The 18725-nt window shown below is 59.3% G+C and carries 16 protein-coding genes; 5 read left to right on the top strand and 11 right to left on the bottom strand.

What is annotated here, in order from left to right:
• The 3 genes from dgoD to ACT7DV_RS07745 are packed head-to-tail and all read right to left on the bottom strand — an operon-like array spanning position 1 to position 2824.
• Complete coding sequence (gene dgoD, locus ACT7DV_RS07755; RefSeq protein ID WP_171919009.1) at positions 1-1149, bottom strand: galactonate dehydratase; 1149 nt, start codon at positions 1147-1149, stop codon at positions 1-3.
• A complete protein-coding gene (locus tag ACT7DV_RS07750) occupies positions 1146-1790 on the bottom strand; it encodes a 2-dehydro-3-deoxy-6-phosphogalactonate aldolase (protein ID WP_444661655.1) in 645 nt (214 codons plus the stop codon). The genes dgoD and ACT7DV_RS07750 overlap by 4 nt, the downstream gene beginning before the upstream one ends.
• Before the next feature lie 41 nt (positions 1791-1831).
• Positions 1832-2824, bottom strand: coding sequence for a 2-dehydro-3-deoxygalactonokinase (locus ACT7DV_RS07745; RefSeq protein ID WP_444661654.1), 993 nt, complete (start codon positions 2822-2824; stop codon positions 1832-1834).
• A 151-nt stretch (positions 2825-2975) separates the two neighbouring features.
• Here ACT7DV_RS07745 and ACT7DV_RS07740 point away from each other — a divergent pair, with 151 nt between their 5' ends.
• Positions 2976-3773 carry an IclR family transcriptional regulator gene (locus tag ACT7DV_RS07740; protein WP_171919012.1) on the top strand — a complete coding sequence of 266 codons (798 nt, stop codon included), beginning with the start codon at positions 2976-2978 and terminating at the stop codon, positions 3771-3773.
• A 17-nt stretch (positions 3774-3790) separates the two neighbouring features.
• Here ACT7DV_RS07740 and ACT7DV_RS07735 read toward each other — a convergent pair whose 3' ends face one another.
• The 3 genes from ACT7DV_RS07735 to ACT7DV_RS07725 form a co-directional block, all read right to left on the bottom strand.
• Entirely contained in the window at positions 3791-4474 is a 684-nt protein-coding gene (locus ACT7DV_RS07735; RefSeq protein ID WP_444661653.1) for a response regulator, read from the bottom strand.
• Positions 4471-6354: an ATP-binding protein gene (locus ACT7DV_RS07730; protein ID WP_444661652.1), complete on the bottom strand. Its 1884-nt coding sequence runs from the start codon at positions 6352-6354 to the stop codon at positions 4471-4473. Before ACT7DV_RS07730 ends, ACT7DV_RS07735 begins: the two co-directional genes overlap by 4 nt.
• 79 nt (positions 6355-6433) lie before the next feature.
• Positions 6434-7903: a TrkH family potassium uptake protein gene (locus ACT7DV_RS07725; protein WP_444661651.1), complete on the bottom strand. Its 1470-nt coding sequence runs from the start codon at positions 7901-7903 to the stop codon at positions 6434-6436.
• Positions 7904-8442: 539 nt separating this feature from the next.
• Here ACT7DV_RS07725 and ACT7DV_RS07720 point away from each other — a divergent pair.
• The gene (locus tag ACT7DV_RS07720; protein WP_444664799.1) at positions 8443-10254 is read left to right on the top strand and encodes an amino acid transporter; all 1812 of its coding nucleotides are present in this window, start codon (positions 8443-8445) and stop codon (positions 10252-10254) included.
• Between the two features lie 41 nt (positions 10255-10295).
• Here the strand turns inward: ACT7DV_RS07720 and ACT7DV_RS07715 are convergent, their stop codons facing one another.
• From ACT7DV_RS07715 to ACT7DV_RS07695, 5 genes are all read right to left on the bottom strand, one after another.
• The gene (locus tag ACT7DV_RS07715) at positions 10296-11714 is read right to left on the bottom strand and encodes an alanine racemase (RefSeq protein ID WP_444661650.1); all 1419 of its coding nucleotides are present in this window, start codon (positions 11712-11714) and stop codon (positions 10296-10298) included.
• Complete coding sequence (locus ACT7DV_RS07710; RefSeq protein ID WP_444661649.1) at positions 11714-13306, bottom strand: FAD/NAD(P)-binding protein; 1593 nt, start codon at positions 13304-13306, stop codon at positions 11714-11716. Before ACT7DV_RS07710 ends, ACT7DV_RS07715 begins: the two co-directional genes overlap by 1 nt.
• Positions 13303-14295, bottom strand: a complete 993-nt coding sequence (locus ACT7DV_RS07705) for a pyridoxal-phosphate dependent enzyme (protein WP_444661648.1) — start codon at positions 14293-14295, stop codon at positions 13303-13305. Before ACT7DV_RS07705 ends, ACT7DV_RS07710 begins: the two co-directional genes overlap by 4 nt.
• Before the next feature lie 167 nt (positions 14296-14462).
• On the bottom strand, positions 14463-15845 hold the full coding sequence (locus ACT7DV_RS07700) for a purine-cytosine permease family protein (RefSeq protein WP_444661647.1): 1383 nt from the start codon (positions 15843-15845) through the stop codon (positions 14463-14465).
• Complete coding sequence (locus tag ACT7DV_RS07695) at positions 15842-16291, bottom strand: YybH family protein (protein ID WP_444661646.1); 450 nt, start codon at positions 16289-16291, stop codon at positions 15842-15844. The genes ACT7DV_RS07700 and ACT7DV_RS07695 overlap by 4 nt, the downstream gene beginning before the upstream one ends.
• A gap of 215 nt (positions 16292-16506) precedes the next feature.
• On the opposite strand from ACT7DV_RS07695, the gene ACT7DV_RS07690 reads away from it, so the two are divergent.
• From ACT7DV_RS07690 to ACT7DV_RS07680, 3 genes are read left to right on the top strand one after another with little or no spacing between them, the layout of a single operon-like run.
• Positions 16507-17115 (top strand): helix-turn-helix domain-containing protein, encoded by a 609-nt coding sequence (locus ACT7DV_RS07690; RefSeq protein ID WP_444661645.1) that lies wholly within the window; start codon positions 16507-16509, stop codon positions 17113-17115.
• Positions 17105-17824 (top strand): B3/B4 domain-containing protein, encoded by a 720-nt coding sequence (locus ACT7DV_RS07685; RefSeq protein WP_444661644.1) that lies wholly within the window; start codon positions 17105-17107, stop codon positions 17822-17824. The genes ACT7DV_RS07690 and ACT7DV_RS07685 overlap by 11 nt, the downstream gene beginning before the upstream one ends.
• Positions 17821-18720: an EamA family transporter gene (locus ACT7DV_RS07680; protein ID WP_444661643.1), complete on the top strand. Its 900-nt coding sequence runs from the start codon at positions 17821-17823 to the stop codon at positions 18718-18720. Before ACT7DV_RS07685 ends, ACT7DV_RS07680 begins: the two co-directional genes overlap by 4 nt.
• Positions 18721-18725 lie beyond the last annotated feature (5 nt).

Here is an 18725-nt window from a genome sequence, read left to right as displayed (position 1 = left end):
TTACCATTCTGCGAAGGATCCGTCCTTGTGACGCCAAATTGGGTTGCGCCAGCGGTGACCTTCAGCTGCGCGTTCGATGACGTACTCTTCATTTACATCAATGCCCAGGCCTGGCCCCTCAGGGATGGCGACCATGCCATCCTCGTAGGCGAAGACCGATGGATCATTGACGTAATCAAGGAGATCGTTGGATTTGTTGTAATGAATTCCCAGGGACTGTTCCTGGATAAAGGCGTTATACGCACCGGCATCGATCTGCAGGTTCGCCGCCAGGGCGATCGGGCCCAGTGGGCAGTGCAAGGCCACCGCAACGTCATAGGCTTCAGCCATCGCAGCAATCTTGCGCGCTTCGGTGATGCCGCCGCAGTGCGAAGGATCCGGCTGGATGATATCCACCGCTCCGCTGGCCAAGACATCCTTGAAGTCCCAACGGGAGAACAGGCGCTCGCCCAAGGCAATTGGGGTGCTGGAATTGCGCAGTGGTTCCAGCATGGACGTAACGTTTTCGCTGAGCACTGGTTCTTCAATGAACATCAGCTTGTACGGTTCAAGTTCCTTGATCAGCACCTTCGCCATGGGCTTGTGCACGCGGCCATGGAAGTCGACGCCAATGCCCACGTTCGGACCCACTGCCTCACGGACGGCCTGGACATTCTCCAAGCAGCCCTGCACCTTGTCCCAGGTGTCGATGTACTGCAGCTCTTCGGTGCCGTTCATCTTCACGGCGGTGAAGCCGCGGTCAACTGCTGCCTTCGCTGCGGCCGCCGTATCTGCGGGACGGTCCCCGCCAATCCAGGAATACACGCGGATCTTGTCGCGGACCTTGCCGCCGAGAAGCTCATAGGCAGGAACGCCCAGCGCCTTGCCCTTGATATCCCACAGCGCCTGGTCGATGCCGGCCAGGGCGCTCATCATGATTCCGCCGCCGCGATAGAAACCACCGCGGTACATGACGGTCCAGAGGTCCTCGATATTCCGCGGGTCCTGGCCAATGAGGTAGTCCGAAAGTTCTTCAACTGCGGCTGCGACCGTGGAGGCGCGGCCTTCAAGTACTGGTTCGCCCCATCCGACAATTCCTTCGTCGGTTTCAATCTTCAGGAACAGCCAGCGTGGTGGCACCATGTAAGTGGTCAGTTTTGTAATCTTCATGCAGACTTCCTCATCTCATGGATCGTTTGATAGGCGGCGACAAGTTTGCCTGCCCTCGTTTTTAGATCTTCAATACTTCGGCCGGACTTGTAGAGCGATGAGCCGATGCCAAAACCCGTCGCTCCGGCATCAACCCACTGCGACATGTTCTCTTCATCAATTCCGCCAACAGGAATCAAACCAATCCCTGCGGGAAGCACTGCGGTCCAGGCTTTGAATCCGGCCAAACCCACTTGTTCAGCGGGGAAAATTTTGACGTTCTTCGCTCCGGCTTCGATGGCATCAAACGCATTGCTCGGGGTCGCCGCACCTGGGAATGAATCCATGCCCAATGCAACCGTTTCCTGGATAACCCGCACGTTGGTATTTGGCGAGACAATGATCTGAGAACCGGCCGCATGGCACGAGCGAACTTGCTCAACGTTCAGAACAGTTCCGGCGCCAACTACTGCATCTTCTGGCAAAACATTGCGCAGCAGTTCGATGCTCTGGAGCGGATCTGGCGAGTTGAGCGGGACTTCCAAAGATCGGAAGCCACTGGCATACAGGACTTCGCCAACTGCTTGTGCTTCAGAGGGATGAAGACCACGCAGAATTGCCACGAGTCCAGCAGTGTTCAAAGTCGATGTAGGAGCATTCACGGCAAAACCTTCCTTTCAAAATCATTGGGCATGGTGGAAATTTAGACAGAGGCGGTCTGCAAGAGACCCTGAGCGCTGGCGATAGCCCAGATTCCTTTGGGTGCCGTGCCTTGGAGTTCTTGGACTTGGTCAATTCCGAAAATCGCCAGTGCTCGGGCGTATCTCGCGCTGAGTTCCCTGTTTCCGCAAATTGTCAGTGGCGGAGCTTCATCTGATTCATGGTTTCCAAGTACTGACCGGATTTCAGCGCCAATCATGAGCCCTGAGAGATAGTCGCTGACCTCAGTTTTCTTCAGCCGTCCCGTCAGTACCAAGGTTCTCGCCGAAAAGGCCGTGAGCATCAGATCTGCGGCATGCTCGTTGGACTGCGAAACCTCAACTCCGCGTTCAAAGGCCGTCCAATTCACCGAGCTGCTTGGCGCAATTAGCTTGGAAAGGATCGATTGCGTACTCAGCAATGCAAAGGTCTCCCCCGTCATTGATGTGCAGAATTCGGTGATGGTTCGTCCGGAGACCTTCACCCATTTGGAGTGGGTGCCTGGGAGCAGAAAGAGCTGTTCTGCAGGACTGCTTGCGTTCGATTTTCCAAGCTCGAGAGCTCCGAGGATCTGGGTTTCTTCTCCACGCATGACGTCAGGAAGTTCTTTGTGATCCAAAATGCCAGGGATGATTTGCATTGACCGATTGAGAGCAATTTCGACTGAAGCGAGTTCAAGTTCTGGATCTGCGAGATTTGCCGGAACATGGCGGTAAGGCGCTTCCACCCACCCTTGCTGACTACCGACCATTCCGCAGGCAATCACTGGAATGTCTGGGAAGTTTTCCAGCCATTCCCCGCATAGCTCGGCCAGCGCAGCTTTGAAAGCATCGCTGAGGGACAGCGATAGCGCCGTGGCTTTCGCTGCCACCTGCATGACTCCGAGCGCGTCACTGCGTTCCGCCACGATGCCCCCATCGTTGCCCATGAGGTAGGCGCGTGCGGACGTGGTTCCCCAGTCCAAGGCGATCAGCTGGGCTTCGGCGATGTTTGTCATAACTCCTGTTTTCATTTCGTGGACCACACATCAACTTCCAGATGTGCTCCCCTTCACATGTGAATATTGTCGGACGTATCCCAATAGTTCAAAAGGCGTTGTATATAGTGGGATGGTAGGGTTTGATCATTTTCATCTCAAGGAATAATTCATGGCCACTGATCCCGAACCGGGTACCGACGATTCCATTAACGAGCCGCCTCCAGGCACGCTGACTTTGGCGCGGGGACTCGACATTCTGCGGGCCGTAGGACGGGGTGCTACCAACCTGAACGAGGTCGCCGAGGCCGCAGGGATTGGCAAGAGCGCCGCGCAGCGCATGGTGAAACTTTTGGTGCAACGAGGATTCCTTCGCAGCACACATGGCACAGATTTCAGCCTGGGGCCAGCGTTGATAGAGCTCGGTTTCCATGCGCTGTACCAGAGCCCGGTTCCGGTGATTGCCAAACCGATTCTTGAAGAGCTAGCTCGCAAGTATCAGGACACCGTGCACTTAGCAGTGGAAGACGAGTCCCAAGTGCTTTATGTAGATAAGGTGCCAGGAACCCGGGGCGCCCAGATGCGTTCCAGGGTTGGACAGCGAATGCCCCTAAGCCGTACCGGCATCGGCAAAGCCCTGCTGCTGGACACCCCTGACAGATGGGAATCGACCTTCGATTCAGAGTCCCCAATTGAACAAGCGACACACCAAACCAAGACGTCTTTCCTGAACCGAATGAAGTCCTATGCAGCCGAAGGAATCGCTCTTGACCTTGAAGACAATGAACCGGGGATCCGCTGCGTAGCAGCCCCAATTCGCGATGGCAGTGGCCAGATCATCGCCGCGATCAGCATGTCCGCCACCAACCCATACATGCCCGACGAGCGCATGGCGGCACTCAAATCAGTGATGGGCTCCACGGCCGCACAGATCTCCCGTAAGCTCGGGTATTCCGGCAAAACGTACTAGGATCACGCAACGCGAGTTCACGGCGTGAAGCGGTACCCCATCCCGAGTTCGGTGAGGAAATAGCGGGGATTCGAGGGCTCCGGTTCCAGCTTGTTGCGCAGCTGCGACATGTACACCCTCAGGTAGTTCGCTTCCTCGCCGTATTCCGGGCCCCACACGGTGGTCAGCAATTCGCTGCGGCCAATCAGGCGATGCGGATTGCTGGCCAGCACTTCGAGCACTCGCCATTCCAAACGAGTGAGCCTCACCGGCCGACCTTCAACGGTCACTTGGTGGCTCGACAGATCAATGCGCACCCGCCCATCGGTGGTTTCCACCACGGCTTGTCCCGGATCAGGTAGCGAACGGCGTAAGGCGGCACGCAACCGGGCCAGCAATTCATCCATGGCAAAGGGCTTGGTAATGAAGTCGTCTGCTCCCCTGTCCAGGGCATCGACTTTGCTGTGGGATTCATGACGTGCGGAAACGACAATGATGGGCACACTGGACCACCCGCGTATCCCGTCAATGACATCCCCGCCTTCAAGGTCAGGCAAACCCAAATCCAAGAGGATCACATCCGGGTGCGCGTCAGCAGCCAGCTGCAAGCACTGCAATCCTGTGGCAGCATGAAAAGTGCGGTAGCCGCGGGCTTTGAGATTGACCAGCAGGGCGCGGGCAATCTGCGGGTCATCTTCCACGATCAAAACTGTGGTGGTCATGCTCTTTCCTCAAATATCGGCAGGGTGAAGACCATCGTGGCCCCTCCTCCTTCGGTGTCCTGCGCTTTGACATCCCCATCCATGCCGGCGGCAAGCCCCCTCGCCACAGCCAATCCCAGCCCTAGCCCGGTGGTGTTACTCCGGTCGCCATGTCGTTGGAAGGGCCGGAAGATCCTGTCTTTTTCGGCTTCGGGCACGCCCACACCGTGGTCGATGACTTGGATCTGCACCACATCGGGAAGTGGTACGGCCTTCAGTTGCAGCTGGTTTTCTCCGCCATAACGCACCGCGTTTTCCAGCAGGTTGGCCAAGACGCGCACGGCCAGACCATAGTCGGCGCTGACTCGAGGACAACCGCCTGGAATCTGCAGCTGAATGTTCGAGGGGCGCAGTAGCCCGGCCAAATCCCGGAGTGCCGAAGCCACGAGGTCTTCGACCTGGATGGGACTGCGATGCACCACCAGTTCACCAGCCTGGATGCGGCTCATGCTGAGCAAGTCTTCGATTCGTTCGCTGAGTTGGTCAGCCGACTCTTCGATGGTTGCCAGCAAGTCGGCGGTGTCTTCTTCACTGAGCACCACATCTTGCATGCGCAGGCTTGAGGCCGAAGCTTTGATCCCTGACAGCGGGGTGCGTAAGTCGTGGGATACCGCGGCGAGCAGGGCGGTGCGCATGGCATTGCCGGCGGCCAGTTCTCGAGACTTAAGCCGTGCTTCGGCCAGTTGCCTTTGTTGCAGTACCGCCGAAATGCGTCCGGCGAAGGCTTCAAAGATTCCCTGATCAGAAGCCTCTCGCGGATTTCCAGCAATGAGCAGCACATGCTCTTGATCCACGGTGACGGCATAGTCGCTGGATGCCGGATCCTCAGGTGGGGTACCGGCCGTGGCTACCGTGCTGTGCGAGTGTGCGGACTCGGTACCTCGGTGCACCAGCGCGGCTCCATGCAATTGGTAGGAACGGCAGAGCCATTCAAGCAGCGCAGATACGCTCAATCCTTCACGGATCACGCCACCGGAAAGTTCAAAGAGGGTATCTGCCTGATGACGGGCTTGGCCAGCCTCGGCGGTCCGCCTTGCCTCGATGTCCACTACTCGTGCCACACCGGCCGCGACCACGAGGAACAATACCAGAGCCAGTATGTTGAACGGCTCATGGATATGCCATTGCCCGGTGGGCGGTGTGAAAAACCAGTTCAGGATGGCGGTGCTGAGCAGGGCTGCAGTCAGCGCTGGCCACCAGCCTCCGAGCAATGCCACGAAGACTATCAAGGTCAGCTGGCTGAGGAAGTTGAGGGTCAACAGTTCATTTTCCAAGCTGCCCAGGAGGAATCCGGCGGCCAGCAACAGCGGGCCGGTGATGGCCAAGAGCCAGCCGAGAACTCGACGCGTCATGCTGAGCCGGTGAAGTCCGCCCAAACGGTTTCGAGCAGTCCGGGGTTTTCTGGCTGACTCGGCCGGGATGGGAATGACCAGAATGCTGGGATCAGCCGGCTCGGTCGCTTGCTCCAGTAACTGCAAGGACACAGCATCTGCCGTGTCCTTGGCTTTGCCCGCGGGAAGCGGCGCTCCAACGATCAGGTGCGTCGCCTGGGTGCTGCGGGCGAATCCGAGCAATGCTTCACTGACATCTTGGCCAAGCACCATATGCCAGGTAGCCCCAGCGCCTTCAGCCACAGTGCGCAGCTTCGCCAGTTCCGAGTCCAATGCCGCCAGATGCGAACCCACTCCGCGCAGTGGGACATGCACTGCCATGACTTCAGCTCCCGGCATTTTGGAGGCTTCGTGCAAGGCACTGCGCAGCAGGGTTTCGGCCCCTCCGCGGCCACTGAGCGCCACAACTAATAGCGGGTGGATCTGTGGCGCAGTGTCAGACACATCCATGCTGCTCCTTGGCATTCGGGATCCTAGCCGGTACGAAGTGATCGTACCGGAATACAAGCGGGCGAGCACCGTACCTCGCTTAGCCAATGACTGGCTGTTCTTCTGGCAGCTTGAACAGCAGGCGTCGGTGGCGTAGGGCCAAGGCCGCGGCGGCTGAAACAATTCCCACGCGGCCAATGAACATCAGGCCAATGATCACCCACTGTGCTGATGTGTTCAGGTCCGCGGTGATGCCCATGCTCACGCCGACTGTAGCGAAAGCCGAGACGCATTCAAACAGGACCTCTTCCAGTGAATGCTCGGTCAGCACTAACAGCGCTAGCGTGCCGGTAGCCACGGCGCCCACACCTAACAGGGCAACGGACAGGGCCTGGCGCTGAATTCCGGTGCCAATAGCACGGCGCCCCACGGTGAGCTGCTCGTGGCCTCGGGCCTCAGACCAGAGGGCGAAAGCGAGCACCAGGAAGGTGCTGATCTTGATGCCGCCCGCAGTGCCTGCGCTGCCACCGCCAATGAACATCAGGATTTCGGTGACTAGCAAACTCTCAGAAGAAGCCTGCCCATAGTCAATATTGTTGAATCCGGCGGTGCGCGGAAAAACGCTCAAACCGAGCACCCCCAGGGATTTTCCGCCCGGAGTCAGCTCGCCCAGCGTCTCGGGACGGTTCCATTCAAAGAGGCCGAGAACCACTGCGCCTAGGACTAGCAGACCCACGGTTCCCCACACTGTCAGCAGGGTATGCACAGACCAGCATTTCTTTGACCCACTACGGCGCAGTAATTCATGAATCACTGGGAATCCCAGTCCGCCGAGAATCACCGCAATGCAAAGAGGGATCATGATCCACGGATCATGGGCGTGGCTGATGAGGCTATCGCTATAGAGTGCGAATCCCGCGTTATTAAAAGCCGAAATTGAGTGGAAGATTCCGCCCCATAGAGCGCCTCCGGGATCCGCCGGATTCATTATCAAGAATCTGCCCGTAAGTACCAGCGCTATGGCTCCTTCGATGGCGAAGGTGGTCTTCGCAACAAAGATGAGTACCCGGCGCACATCACCGAGGTTCATGGCTTGGGTTTCAGAAGCCGCTACCAGTTGCGTGCGTAGCCCAAGGTGCTTGCGAACCAGCAAAGCCAATAGGGAACTCAGGGTCATGATCCCAAAGCCGCCTACCTGGATGAGCAGCAGGATGAATCCTTGACCAATCGGGGTCCAGTAAGTCGGAGTGTCTACCGTGATCAACCCGGTGACGCACACGGCGGAAACTGCAGTGAACACCGCGGGCATGAATCCGCCGGCTGATGGGTCAGTTCTTGAAATAGGCAATGACAGCAAAAGGGTGCCCAGCACGATGGCGCCCAAGAACCCCAACGGCACCAGACGAATGGGATTATTGAGCAGCGATGTGCGCACCGGGCCGGTCAGCGCCTTGAGCACCTGTACTGCACCATGGGAACTCTGGACCTTCACGAACAAGTTGCTGTCCACCTTCATGCGATGTGCCGATTTCCGTCCTACCGGCGCGATGCCGGTACGTTCTAATTGCACATCCGGAGTTCAGCTGTTTCGCTCTCTCTTAACGCCCTCTTAATGCCCCAAAGTGGAATCTTGATGGAGCCTTTACACCAAGGCATTTTTGTGCTCAAAGCCACAAAATTCGCGGCCATTTCAGGGGTAATCACGGATGGTGAACTGATTTCTTCTTCGAATCAGAACTTTACCGAGTCAGTCTTCTATCTCGATTTTTAAAGCACAGATCAAAAGGTACTTATCTAAAAATAGCAAAACGTCGATTGAAAAGTTGTCGAGTGGATTCAGTGCCATTCGACTGCCCGCAGCTTGGGTCCGGATACATCAATTCGCGACTTGACTAGGAAACAAAAAAGTTGGCTTTAAGGTGGCACTTATTGCCCATTTCAGGCGTACTGTTCATCTTCGTGAACACAACAAATGCGTCGGCCCCAGGGCCGCAAAAGGCATCGGCCAGCACCGTGCCATCACGTGTGCGCCGATGGCTGACGGACAGCTCCGTCGGCCAGGAAGACCCCAACGCCGAGAACCGGCAGGGCGCCAAATGGTGGCAGGTCATGTGCCTCTCGGGCCTGGACTACTTCTCCACGCTCGGCTACCAGCCGGCCATTGCCGCGCTTGCTGCCGGGGCGCTGGCACCCTTTGCCACCTTGATCCTGGTGGCTGTCACCTTGGGCGCGGCACTGCCGGTGTACCGCAGGGTGGCCCAGGAATCCCCTCATGGCCAAGGATCCATCGCCATGCTCGAACGCCTCATGCCGCACTGGAAGGGCAAGGTCTTCGTCCTGGTCCTCTTGGGATTCGCGGCCACCGACTTCATGATCACCGCCACCCTCTCGGCTGCGGATGCCTCGGCGCACCTGATCGAGAACCCGTTCACCCCAGAGTGGTTCACCGGCAAGGAAGTTCCTATCACCCTCGTTTTGCTGATCCTGCTCGGCGCGCTGTTCCTGCGCGGCTTCACGGAAGTCATCTGGATCGCCGTGACCCTGGTGTTCTCCTTCCTGGCATTGAACCTGGTGATCATCCTCGTCTCGGCCGCCAGCATCATGGGCCATCCTCTCGTGATCTCGAACTGGATGGATTCGCTGTTCACCGCGCACGGGGACCCGATCATGATGCTTCTGGTCTGCCTGATCGTGTTCCCCAAGCTCGCGCTGGGACTCTCCGGTTTCGAGACCGGCGTTGCCGTGATGCCGCAGATTTCCAAGGCACCCGGCGATACCGAGGAAAACCCCGCGGGCAGGATCAAGGGCGCCAAGAAGCTGCTGGCAACGGCGGCACTGATCATGAGCGGCTTCCTGGTCCTCTCCTCCATCGTGACCACCATCTTGATCCCCGCCCAGGAATTCCAGCCAGGCGGCGAGGCCAACGGCCGCGCCCTGTCATGGCTGGCCCACCATCTGATGGGCGATGCCTTTGGCACTGTCTACGACATCTCGACCATTCTCATCCTGTGGTTTGCCGGGGCCTCGGCGCTCGCCGGGCTGCTTAACCTGATTCCCCGCTACCTGCCGCGCTTCGGCATGGCCCCGGCCTGGGCCAGCGCGGTGCGCCCCCTGGTCCTGGTGGTCGTCATGGTGGCGCTGGGCATCACCGTCCATTTCAAGGCCAGCGTCGACGCGCAGGGCGCCGCCTACGCCACCGGTGTCCTGGTGCTGATGAGTTCCGCGGCCATCGCAGTGACCATCTCGGCCCGGCGCCACGGCGAGAAAGGCAAAACTGTCCTCTTTGGCGCCGCCAGCGTGGTCTTTGTCTACACGACCATTGCCAACTGCGTAGAGCGTCCTGATGGGTTGAAGATTGCCGCCTTCTTCATCGCCGCGGTGCTCCTGGTTTCCTTGCTGTCCAGGTTCCGCCGCTCCACCGAACTTCGCGCCACCTCAGTAAGGTTTGATGACTGCGCCGTGGATATCATCCACAAGGCCAGCAGCGCCGGAATGCTGCGGCTGATTGCCCATGAGCCGGTGAAGATTTCCAAGCGGCGCTACCTGCATAAGCATCAGCATGCGATCTTGGCCAGCCATATCCCGCAGCGCGCCCCGGTGGTGTTCCTGGAAATCAAGGTCAGCGACTACTCGGACTTCGCGCAGGATATCGAGGTCCGCGGCATCACCCGCCATGGCCAGCGGATCCTCGAAGCCACAGCACCCTCGGTCTCCACGTCCATCGCGGCCATTGCCATGGCTATTCGCGATGACTACGAGGTGATGCCGCACATCTACTTCCGCTGGACCGAAGGAAATCCGCTGTTGAACCTCGCCAAGTTCATCTTCCTGGGGCAGGGAGAGATCGCCCCGCTGACCCGCGAGGTACTGCGCGAGGCGGAACCGAACCTGCAGCGCCGCCCGTGGGTCCACGTGGGGTAAAGCTCCTGCGGATGCCGCTGCCCCGGCCCGCCCGGTGCCGGCTAGCCCAAGCCGGCACCGATCTGGTCGATGTCATCGAGTACTGCTTGGCGGCCCTCCAGCCGCACGTTCTTGGCCAGCGGCAGCTGGTGCGATGCGCTCTCGATGATGTGCATCAGGTATCCCCCGGTATTGGGAAAAGCGATGATGTCGCCTTTGGACACGCCCTGCGGGAACTCGAAGCGCCGGCGCAGGATCACCTCCTCTTCAATGCAGTACGCGCCCACGAGGAAGCCGCTGTACGGCGAGCGCCCTTGCGCATGCCGGCCAGAACCCGTGACGAGGATCGGGTCGACCAGGAAGTCCGCAGCGGCGGAACGGCACTGGGTGCGGTTCATATGGAGCCCCACCAGGCTCACCCCGTCGCTGCGCTGTTTGGTGAATGCGACCTCGGACAAGGTCAGCCCGCAGCCATCAAGCAGTGAACGGCCCGGCTCGCAGCGCAATTGGATCCCCCGGGCTCTTAGCATTTGGGCAATGCTCTGCGTTCCATCGGCACTGCGGGCAGCGAGGATCTGCTCAAGCCACGGGCCGCGAATCAGCTGCTGGTGATAGGGATACAGAGCCGTGCTCGGCTGCGGCCCGGTGGCGCCCAGCCGGTCGGATTTCCAGGTGAGGGATTCATCGCCTTCGGGCAGTTCGGCAAGAGCCTGCCAGAATCCGTTCCACTGGTTCGAATCATCAAGATATGACATGGGAATTCCGCCGCCCATGTCCACGAACTGCACTGCATGCCCGTGCTCTGACAGGGCGTCGGCAAAGTCCAAGGCCTCTTGAAGAACTACTGCGCGCTGCTCGCCGCTGTAGCCGTTGAGGTGGAAGTGCACTCCGGTGACGCTGATGGCCTCGGGGTGATCCAGCTCGGCGAAAAAATCCAGCCACGTCTGCGTCGATAGCCCGAACCGGGTGGGCGGAATCTGGGGGCTGCCCGAGGCCAGGCGCAAGGCCACCGGGACCGATTTTCCTCCCGGCTTGGCCATCTCCAGGAGCTGAAGCGCTTCATCGGTGTTGTCCAGGCTCAGCACGACGTGATGCTCCACCGCCAGCTGGAGCAGGGCCCTGGATTTCACCGCGGCGGTGACAATCAGCGATTCCGGGTTGACTCCACGCTGCAGGCATTGCTCCAGCTCATGGAAGCTTGCCACGTCCACGCCGCAGCCTTCGGCCATGGCCTTGTCGATGGCCCCCAGCGTCTTGTTGGCCTTGCGTGCCAAATAAATCTGGAAGTCAACGCCTTGTCCGGCGGCGGCATCACGCAACTGCGCGATGTTCCGGCCCATGGCCGAATAATCATGGACGTTCAGCGGAGATCCATATTCAGAGAGCAAATCCTTGCACAGCTGCGGATCCTCCACCAGGTTCTTCATCCATGGTTCCAAGCGGGCGGTCAGGGGCAAGGTTCCGTGCATCAACGGTGGCATTAATAAGCTACTTTCCGGTTTCGAGCGTTCACTTGCGCAATAATGCGCTGGGACCAGCCCCGGTATTCCGGGTGCAGCGCCCTGTTCAAGGTGTCATGGCCCAGGGTGGGGTCTTCGGTGGGGCGTCCCAGCGCTGCCAAGGATTCATTGCGTGATCCTTCGGCAGTGATACAGGTTCCGTCGGTGTCCGTGAGCAGTCCGCGCTCGCCGGGCCTGATCTTGATCTGGCCGGACCGGAGCAAGCCCCTGATCAATTCGCTGGTGGGCTCCCCCTGGGGGCATGGACCGGAGAGCACCCCGGCAGGAGCTGTCACGGCATCGATATTTATGGATTCCCCGGCTTCGCCGTAGCCGGCCCGTTCATGACGGAGCATTCCTGCCTCGTGCAAGGCCAGCAGTTTCTGGGCGGTGGGCGCCGGCGGTCCGAAGGCCATGCGTTCGAGGTTCACGGCCACCGCATTGAACTCCTTGCGGTCCTGCGGGTCCCACTGGAATCTTGCCAGCGATACGACGAGTTCCGAATAGAGGCCGGACCAGACCACGGCCCACACCCATTCCTGGGAATGGGGATTTCGTCCATGGTGCGCGTCAAGGCTGAATCTGATCTGCTCGAAGGGGTTGGGCTGGGTGGAGAACTGGTCTGATCTCCCCTTCCTCACGGTGCGCGCCAAGGATTCTTCGCTGGCCGCAACCTCTGTGGCATCTGCAATGTCGATGGCGCAGTCCAACAGGATGCGCCACATCTGCCTAATCTCCCGCGTGCCACGGCTTCCCCACTGGCGCAGTTGCAGCTTGTAGCTATCGAGAATTCGCTGCGCTCTGGATGGAATGCCCTGTGGCTTCGGTGTCATGGGAATGCCGTGCCGCGAGATCATGGTGATCAGCCGTGGCTCATCACCGCTGGGCACATATTTCAAGGCATCCGGTGAACCGCCTGCCAGGGGCTCCCAGCGCCCGCCGCGCCCCTCGGTCAAGACCATGGCCACGTCGTAGGCGGTCAGCGCGGCACCGCGGATCTGAACTGCGGCTCCGGCTGGCACTTTCCGCGTGGCCTGCGCTGATTGCTCGACGGTCAGTTCCGCGGCCGGGATCATGCCGTGCAGCGCTTCGCGCCCAGCTCCTGCCAGGCCATGGCCGGTAGCCAAGACCACTTCGTCATATAGGACGCTGCCGGTGCTGGTGGCTACCCGCCATTGTTCCCCGTGGCGTTCCACGTGTTCCACCGCCAATGCCCGATGCGCTACTGGCAGCGTTCCCTGCCGAGTCAAAAGCCTGAATTGTTCGCTGAGGTATTCGCCGACCAGGGCCCTTGGCGGGAAGGCATCGTGGCTGCTTGCCGCTGATTCCTGCGCTCGATAGCCGTTGAACGTCTGGGCGCAAAGGCTGGAAGAGGCGTCGATAATGCGCGAGTTGACATTCAATCTCAGTTCCCGGGGCTGCCCGGTATTCCATACCCGTCCCGCGCCCGGCGGGTACGGGTCATACACATCCACCTGCACCAGCCCGGCGACATCGCCGGTGAGCGCATCATTGAGTTCCAGCAGCGCGAACAGGCACTTCGGCCCTCCGCCAATCATCGCTATGCGAATCATCGGGCGGCATCACCTTCCAGCAACTGGGTGTCCACCTGTTCCGGAGTTTCCCCCAGGTTCTCCTGGACCCATTCATCGTTGTAGACGCTATGCAGATAGGGAACCCCGGAATCGTGGACGAGGAAGGCCGCGCGCGATCCTGCGGGCAGCTCGGGCAGCACCTGGCCCATGGCGGCGACAATCGCCCCAGTTGAGGCACCGGCCAAAATGCCCTCGCGCCGGGCCAGCAGCCGGCAGCCGCGCACCATGTCGATTTCGCGGATCCTGCAGATGCGGTCCGGTTCCACCTGCAGGGACAGCTCGGGAATGATGCCCGCCCCCAGGCCTGGCAAGCGGCGGTTCCCGGCTTCCCCGCCGAAGAGCACCGAGCCCAGCGCGTCCACTGCCACAAGCTTCGTTGGCAGGCGGTGCTCCCTGAGGTAATTCTGGCACCCGAGGATCGTTCCGGTGGTGCTGGTCGCGATGAACAGCATGTCCAGGTCCCCATCCAGCGCTTTCATGATTTCGGGCATGGTCGAGGAATAATGGGCTTCGGGATTGCGCTCGGATCCGTACTGGTTTGTTGTCACGGCACCGGGGTTATCGGCCAGCAGCTGCGCAACCCGCTGGCGCCGCGCGGCCAGCCGGTTGCCGTCGGCCGGGTCCCGGACGAGATCCACTGTGGCCCCGTAGGCCCGCATGATCTCCACGGCCGACTGATTGGCCTTTTCATCCACGACGGCCACGAATTCGATGCCCCTTACGATGCATTGGCGCGCCAGCGAGATGCCCAGGTTCCCGGAGGTGGATTCCACCACCATGCCGCCGGGCTCCAGCTGGCCCGAATCCAGGAAAGAAGTAATCAGGTTCTCGGCGGTGCGTTCCTTGGTACTGCCCGAGAGCTGCAGCGAATCCAGCTTGGCGAAAAGCTCGATTCCGCTGGCGTGGAATAGACGCTCGAGTTTCACCATGGGTGATTTGAAGGGCGTCAAGGCACCGGAAATTTCCATAGTTGCTGCTCCCATTCCTGCGACGAAAACATGGTTGACGGTACTCGTCTTGCCAGTAATTACAGGCTTGATTTGTCCCGTTTATCGCCAGTCTATGTGCAGAATTCCAAGGGCATCACTCGGGCCGGAAATTCACATGCAAAGTCCAGATTCTGTCCTCGCCTCCATCAGCGCGCTTCCTGGGAGGCGCTTGGAACCAGATGCTCGTGGGCTGCCAGCGGGCCCCGTTCACGCCGGTTCCAGGACAGGCCGAGATAGAGCAGGAAGCTGACCGCAAAGCAGGGAAGGGTGGCGCCAATGGGGCTCGGGAAGAGATAGGTGAGCAGGTAGGCGACCAGCGCTCCAGCCACCCACACGGCCACGGCAATCCAATTCACCCCGTCGCGGTACCAATAGGATCCCCCGCTGTGGCGCAGGATGTCCCGGGTATAGCGGGCACGCTTGAGCAGGTAGTAATCGACAATCATGATGGCGAAGACCGGGACGAAAAATGCCCCGATGAGCGTCAGGAAGTCGGTGAACTGGTCCAGCAATGCCAGCCACGTGGCTCCAAGGATGGATACTGCACCAACTACCAAGGCGGTGGCCAGGAATGGCAGTTTACGTTCGGGCCGAGAATTGACCACTGAAGTGATCATTCCGTAGACAGCCATCGTGTTGGTCGCCATGACCGAAAGGAAGATTGCGATGGCCAGCGGGGCGCCAAAAGCTTCAACAAGAATCGTCGGGTCAAATTCTGTAGCTTCACCGCCGGAGAGAATGACGTACCCAATGGCGGTGGCGCCAAGGATCATTGCCAAGACCGTCGAAAGGGTATAGCCGATACCTGCGCCCGCAATGCTGGCGCGCGTAGTGCGGGCCATCCGGTTGATATCCGCCGAAAGCACGGTCCACGAAATCGCGGTGGCGATGACAATGTCCAGCACGATGAAGGGCGTGTAGCCCAACGAAGCGTCGGCAGGGATTGCAGCGAACTCCGCCGGGTCAAATTTGCCGAAGGCCATGGCGAAGACGTAGGCCATAATGGCCAAGATCAGCACAGCGAGCCATGGTTCGACACGTGAAATGCCTTCATGCCCAAAGAGCGCCAGCGTAACCACGAATATTTGGCAGATGACGGAGAACAGGACCGGGTTGCTGAAACCGGTGGTTGAGGCAACCAGGTAGTTGACGGTGACGCCCGCCAGCATGGCTTGCACCCAGCTCCAACCCATCAGGACGATGACGTTGGCCGCGACGGGTAGGAGGCTGCCTCTGGTTCCGAAGGCTCCACGGGTTATGGCCATTGTGGGCAATCCGGTGCGTGTTCCGATATTGCCAACAAGCACCAAGATGACCGCACCGATCAGGGTACCGGCCACAATCATGATCAGCGCAAGACTGAAATTGAGTCCTGGGACAAAGAAGGTTCCGGTCAGCAGCGTGGTCACCACGAGGTTCGCGGCCAGCCAGATCATGCCGATGCGTCCAGCACCAAGCTGCCCGCGGATAGGTCCCGAGTTTTCCGCCCCGGCTTCCAGTTTCGATTCAGCTTTGCGATAGAGATTCATGCGTTTTCACCATTCGTTTCAGAGGCTGCTTCTTCTGGAACGGTGGAAAGGTGTTCATGGATAGCGATAAGTGACCCATCTGCTTCTTGCCGGAAAACGATGGTTTCACGCTCCACGTATGAATCAGTGGCGATGTTTTCTGGATCGGTGCCGGTTTTGATTTCGGTGGCTACGGTATGGCTGAAGATTGCACCGCCGGCAAAGACCTGGACCAGTTGATCTGAGGATTGGCAGCCGATGACCTGCCAGCCCTCAACTAACCAGCTGTTCCACAACTCTTCGTATTTAGCCCGGTTTTCAAGTCGGGAAGATTCTGGATGGAAGATGAACGAGGCTTCGGGCGCGAAGAGTGAAAAATACTCTTGCGTATTGGTCGCGGCGAAGGCGTCCACGATCTTATTCGCGACGGCCAGGACATCTTGCTCTGAAGGTATGACGGTGCTCAACGATTCTCCCAAGGCTGAGGCCCACTTTCGGACACTGCGGGACGGGCATACGGCGTGAACTGGATTACCTATATGCATTTTTTGTTTACCCTAGGTGATCCGCCACAGAGGGTCAATGGGTTTGATCCATGTGACGCGGGCCGGAACGCACGTGCCAAGGCCTGTAACATTTCAAGAAGATAGACAATGCACTTTTAGTGCAATATGATGCACTCATGGAAACTAGTGCGGAATTACTTGCCCAGACCATCGGCGCGCGGGTCAAAAGCGAACGCAAAAAACATGAATGGACGCTTGATCAGCTGGCAGAACAGGCAGGCATCAGCCGGCGCATGCTGATCAACGTTGAGCAAGGTACGGCCAACGCCAGCATCAGCATGCTGCTCAAGCTTTCCGATGCGCTCGGCCTCGGACTGCCCGCACTAGTGGAACCACCTGAATCACGACGCTCGAAAGTTACTCGCGCTGGCGAGGGAGCCACGTTGTGGACTGGCGAGAACGGTGGACGCGGAACACTGGTGGCCGGCACCAATGCCCCGGAAGTCGTAGAACTCTGGGACTGGACCTTGGCATCCGGCGAGCGCCACGAAAGTGAAGCCCATGCCGAGGGGACCCGTGAGTTGCTCTACCTGCTCAAAGGATCCATCACCGTTGAAGTTGATGGTGAAGCCCATGAACTCAAGTCCGGCGATGCCATCTCCTTTGATGGCGACGTCGCCCACTCCTACGCAAACAGCCACAATACACCGGCCACCTTCAGCCTCTGCGTCTACGAACCAGGCGTAGGCCACACCCATAAGTCGGAGAACACCAATGCCAAATAACCTGACCCCCACCGAGTTCCTTTATGGCTGCTCCATCGGACCGGCCGTCCTGGAGCTCCGCCCGGACTACCGCGCCCTGCTGCTGGTTGTTGAAGGCATCAACCCACAGGCAAAGGCAGATATTGCCGATGATCTCATCCGCCGCGCCGAAGCGCACGCCACAGCGCTTCTTGCTGAAACTCCGGTAGATCAGCTACCGCAGATCAGTGCTTGGCGTGAAACGTACCGGGCTTTCGGGGCCAAGCCTCAGCGAACCCGCAACAGTCTGGAAGCACTCACCCGCCGCGCTGCCGCAGGACTGCCACGCGTGAATGCCCTCACCGACATCTACAACGCTATTTCCGTGCTCCACCAGATCCCTCTGGGCGGCGAAGACTTTGATCTCTACGAGGGTCCAGCCCAGCTCAGTCGAGCTACCGGCGATGAAGCTTTTGATACGACTGCCGGCGGTGAAACGGTCATCGAAAACCCCGACGCCGGCGAAGTGATCTGGCGCGATGGCTCCGGGGTGACCTGCCGCCGCTGGAACTGGCGCCAAGGCAAGCGCACCGCCCTCTCCGAGAACACCGCAACCGCGTTCTTCATCCTGGATGCCCTGGCACCGATGACCAATGAAGAACTAGAAGCCGCCGGTGAAGCCCTAAGCCACGCGCTGGAATCCTTGGGTACCGATGTGCAGGTTTCCAAGCGAATGGTAGGCGCTCAGTGAACGCTCGCTCTTCGCTGCACGGCGTCCCGCCGTGGACTTTAGCGATCACCGCCATGCTGGCGGTTCAGCTTTCTAACGCTACGTCGGTCTTCGTGATCGGACAGGTTGGCGCAGGCGGAACAGCCTGGCTGCGCATGTGCTTTGGCGTTCTCTTTTTATGGATTATTGCTCGTCCCAACCTGCGCTCTATCCGCAAGAAGGATATCCCTGCACTCATCGTTCTCGGTGTCGTGACCGGCTACATGACTGCGCTCTTCCTTGAAGCCGTGGACCGCATTCCTTTAGGCACTGCCGTGTCCATCGAGTTCCTCGGACCGCTAACGGTCGCCGGACTCATGAGCAAGAACCGTAAGGCGCTGGTCTGGCCGGCTTTGGCCATCCTCGGCGTGGTACTGCTGACCGAACCGTGGCACGGGAAAATCGACGGGGTTGGCGTGCTGTTTGCCCTGGGAGCGGGAATTTGCTGGGGTTCGTACAACATCCTGACACAGCATGTCGGTGACCGTTTCTCTGGCATCAGCGGACTGTCCTTGACCATCCCCGTTGCGGCGATCGCCACTATGCCGGTGGGCTTGCATCAGGTCATCAGCCACGATTTCGCGTGGTGGACCCTTCCTGCTGCTGCGGGCATTGCCTTGATCACTCCGGTCATCGCCTTTGGATTGGAAATGCTCGCGCTCAAGCGGATGACTCATACGGCCTTTGGCACCTTGTTGTCCGTTGAACCAGCGTTCGGTGTCCTTATCGGCTTGCTGATCCTGTCCCAGACGCCAACGTGGTTCCAAGCCCTTGGCATCATCGTCGTCATTGCCGCTGGCGCCGGGGCTCAGCGCGGTGGTCGGCGCAGGAGTCACGAACTCCCGCTCACCGACCTGCCTCTAAAAACACAGAAGTAATCCCG

Origin of the sequence: Glutamicibacter sp. TV12E (assembly GCF_052441935.1) — a bacterium.
In the GTDB taxonomy this organism is placed as follows: Bacteria; Actinomycetota; Actinomycetes; order Actinomycetales; family Micrococcaceae; genus Glutamicibacter.
This window is presented reverse-complemented; position numbering and strand designations above follow the sequence as displayed.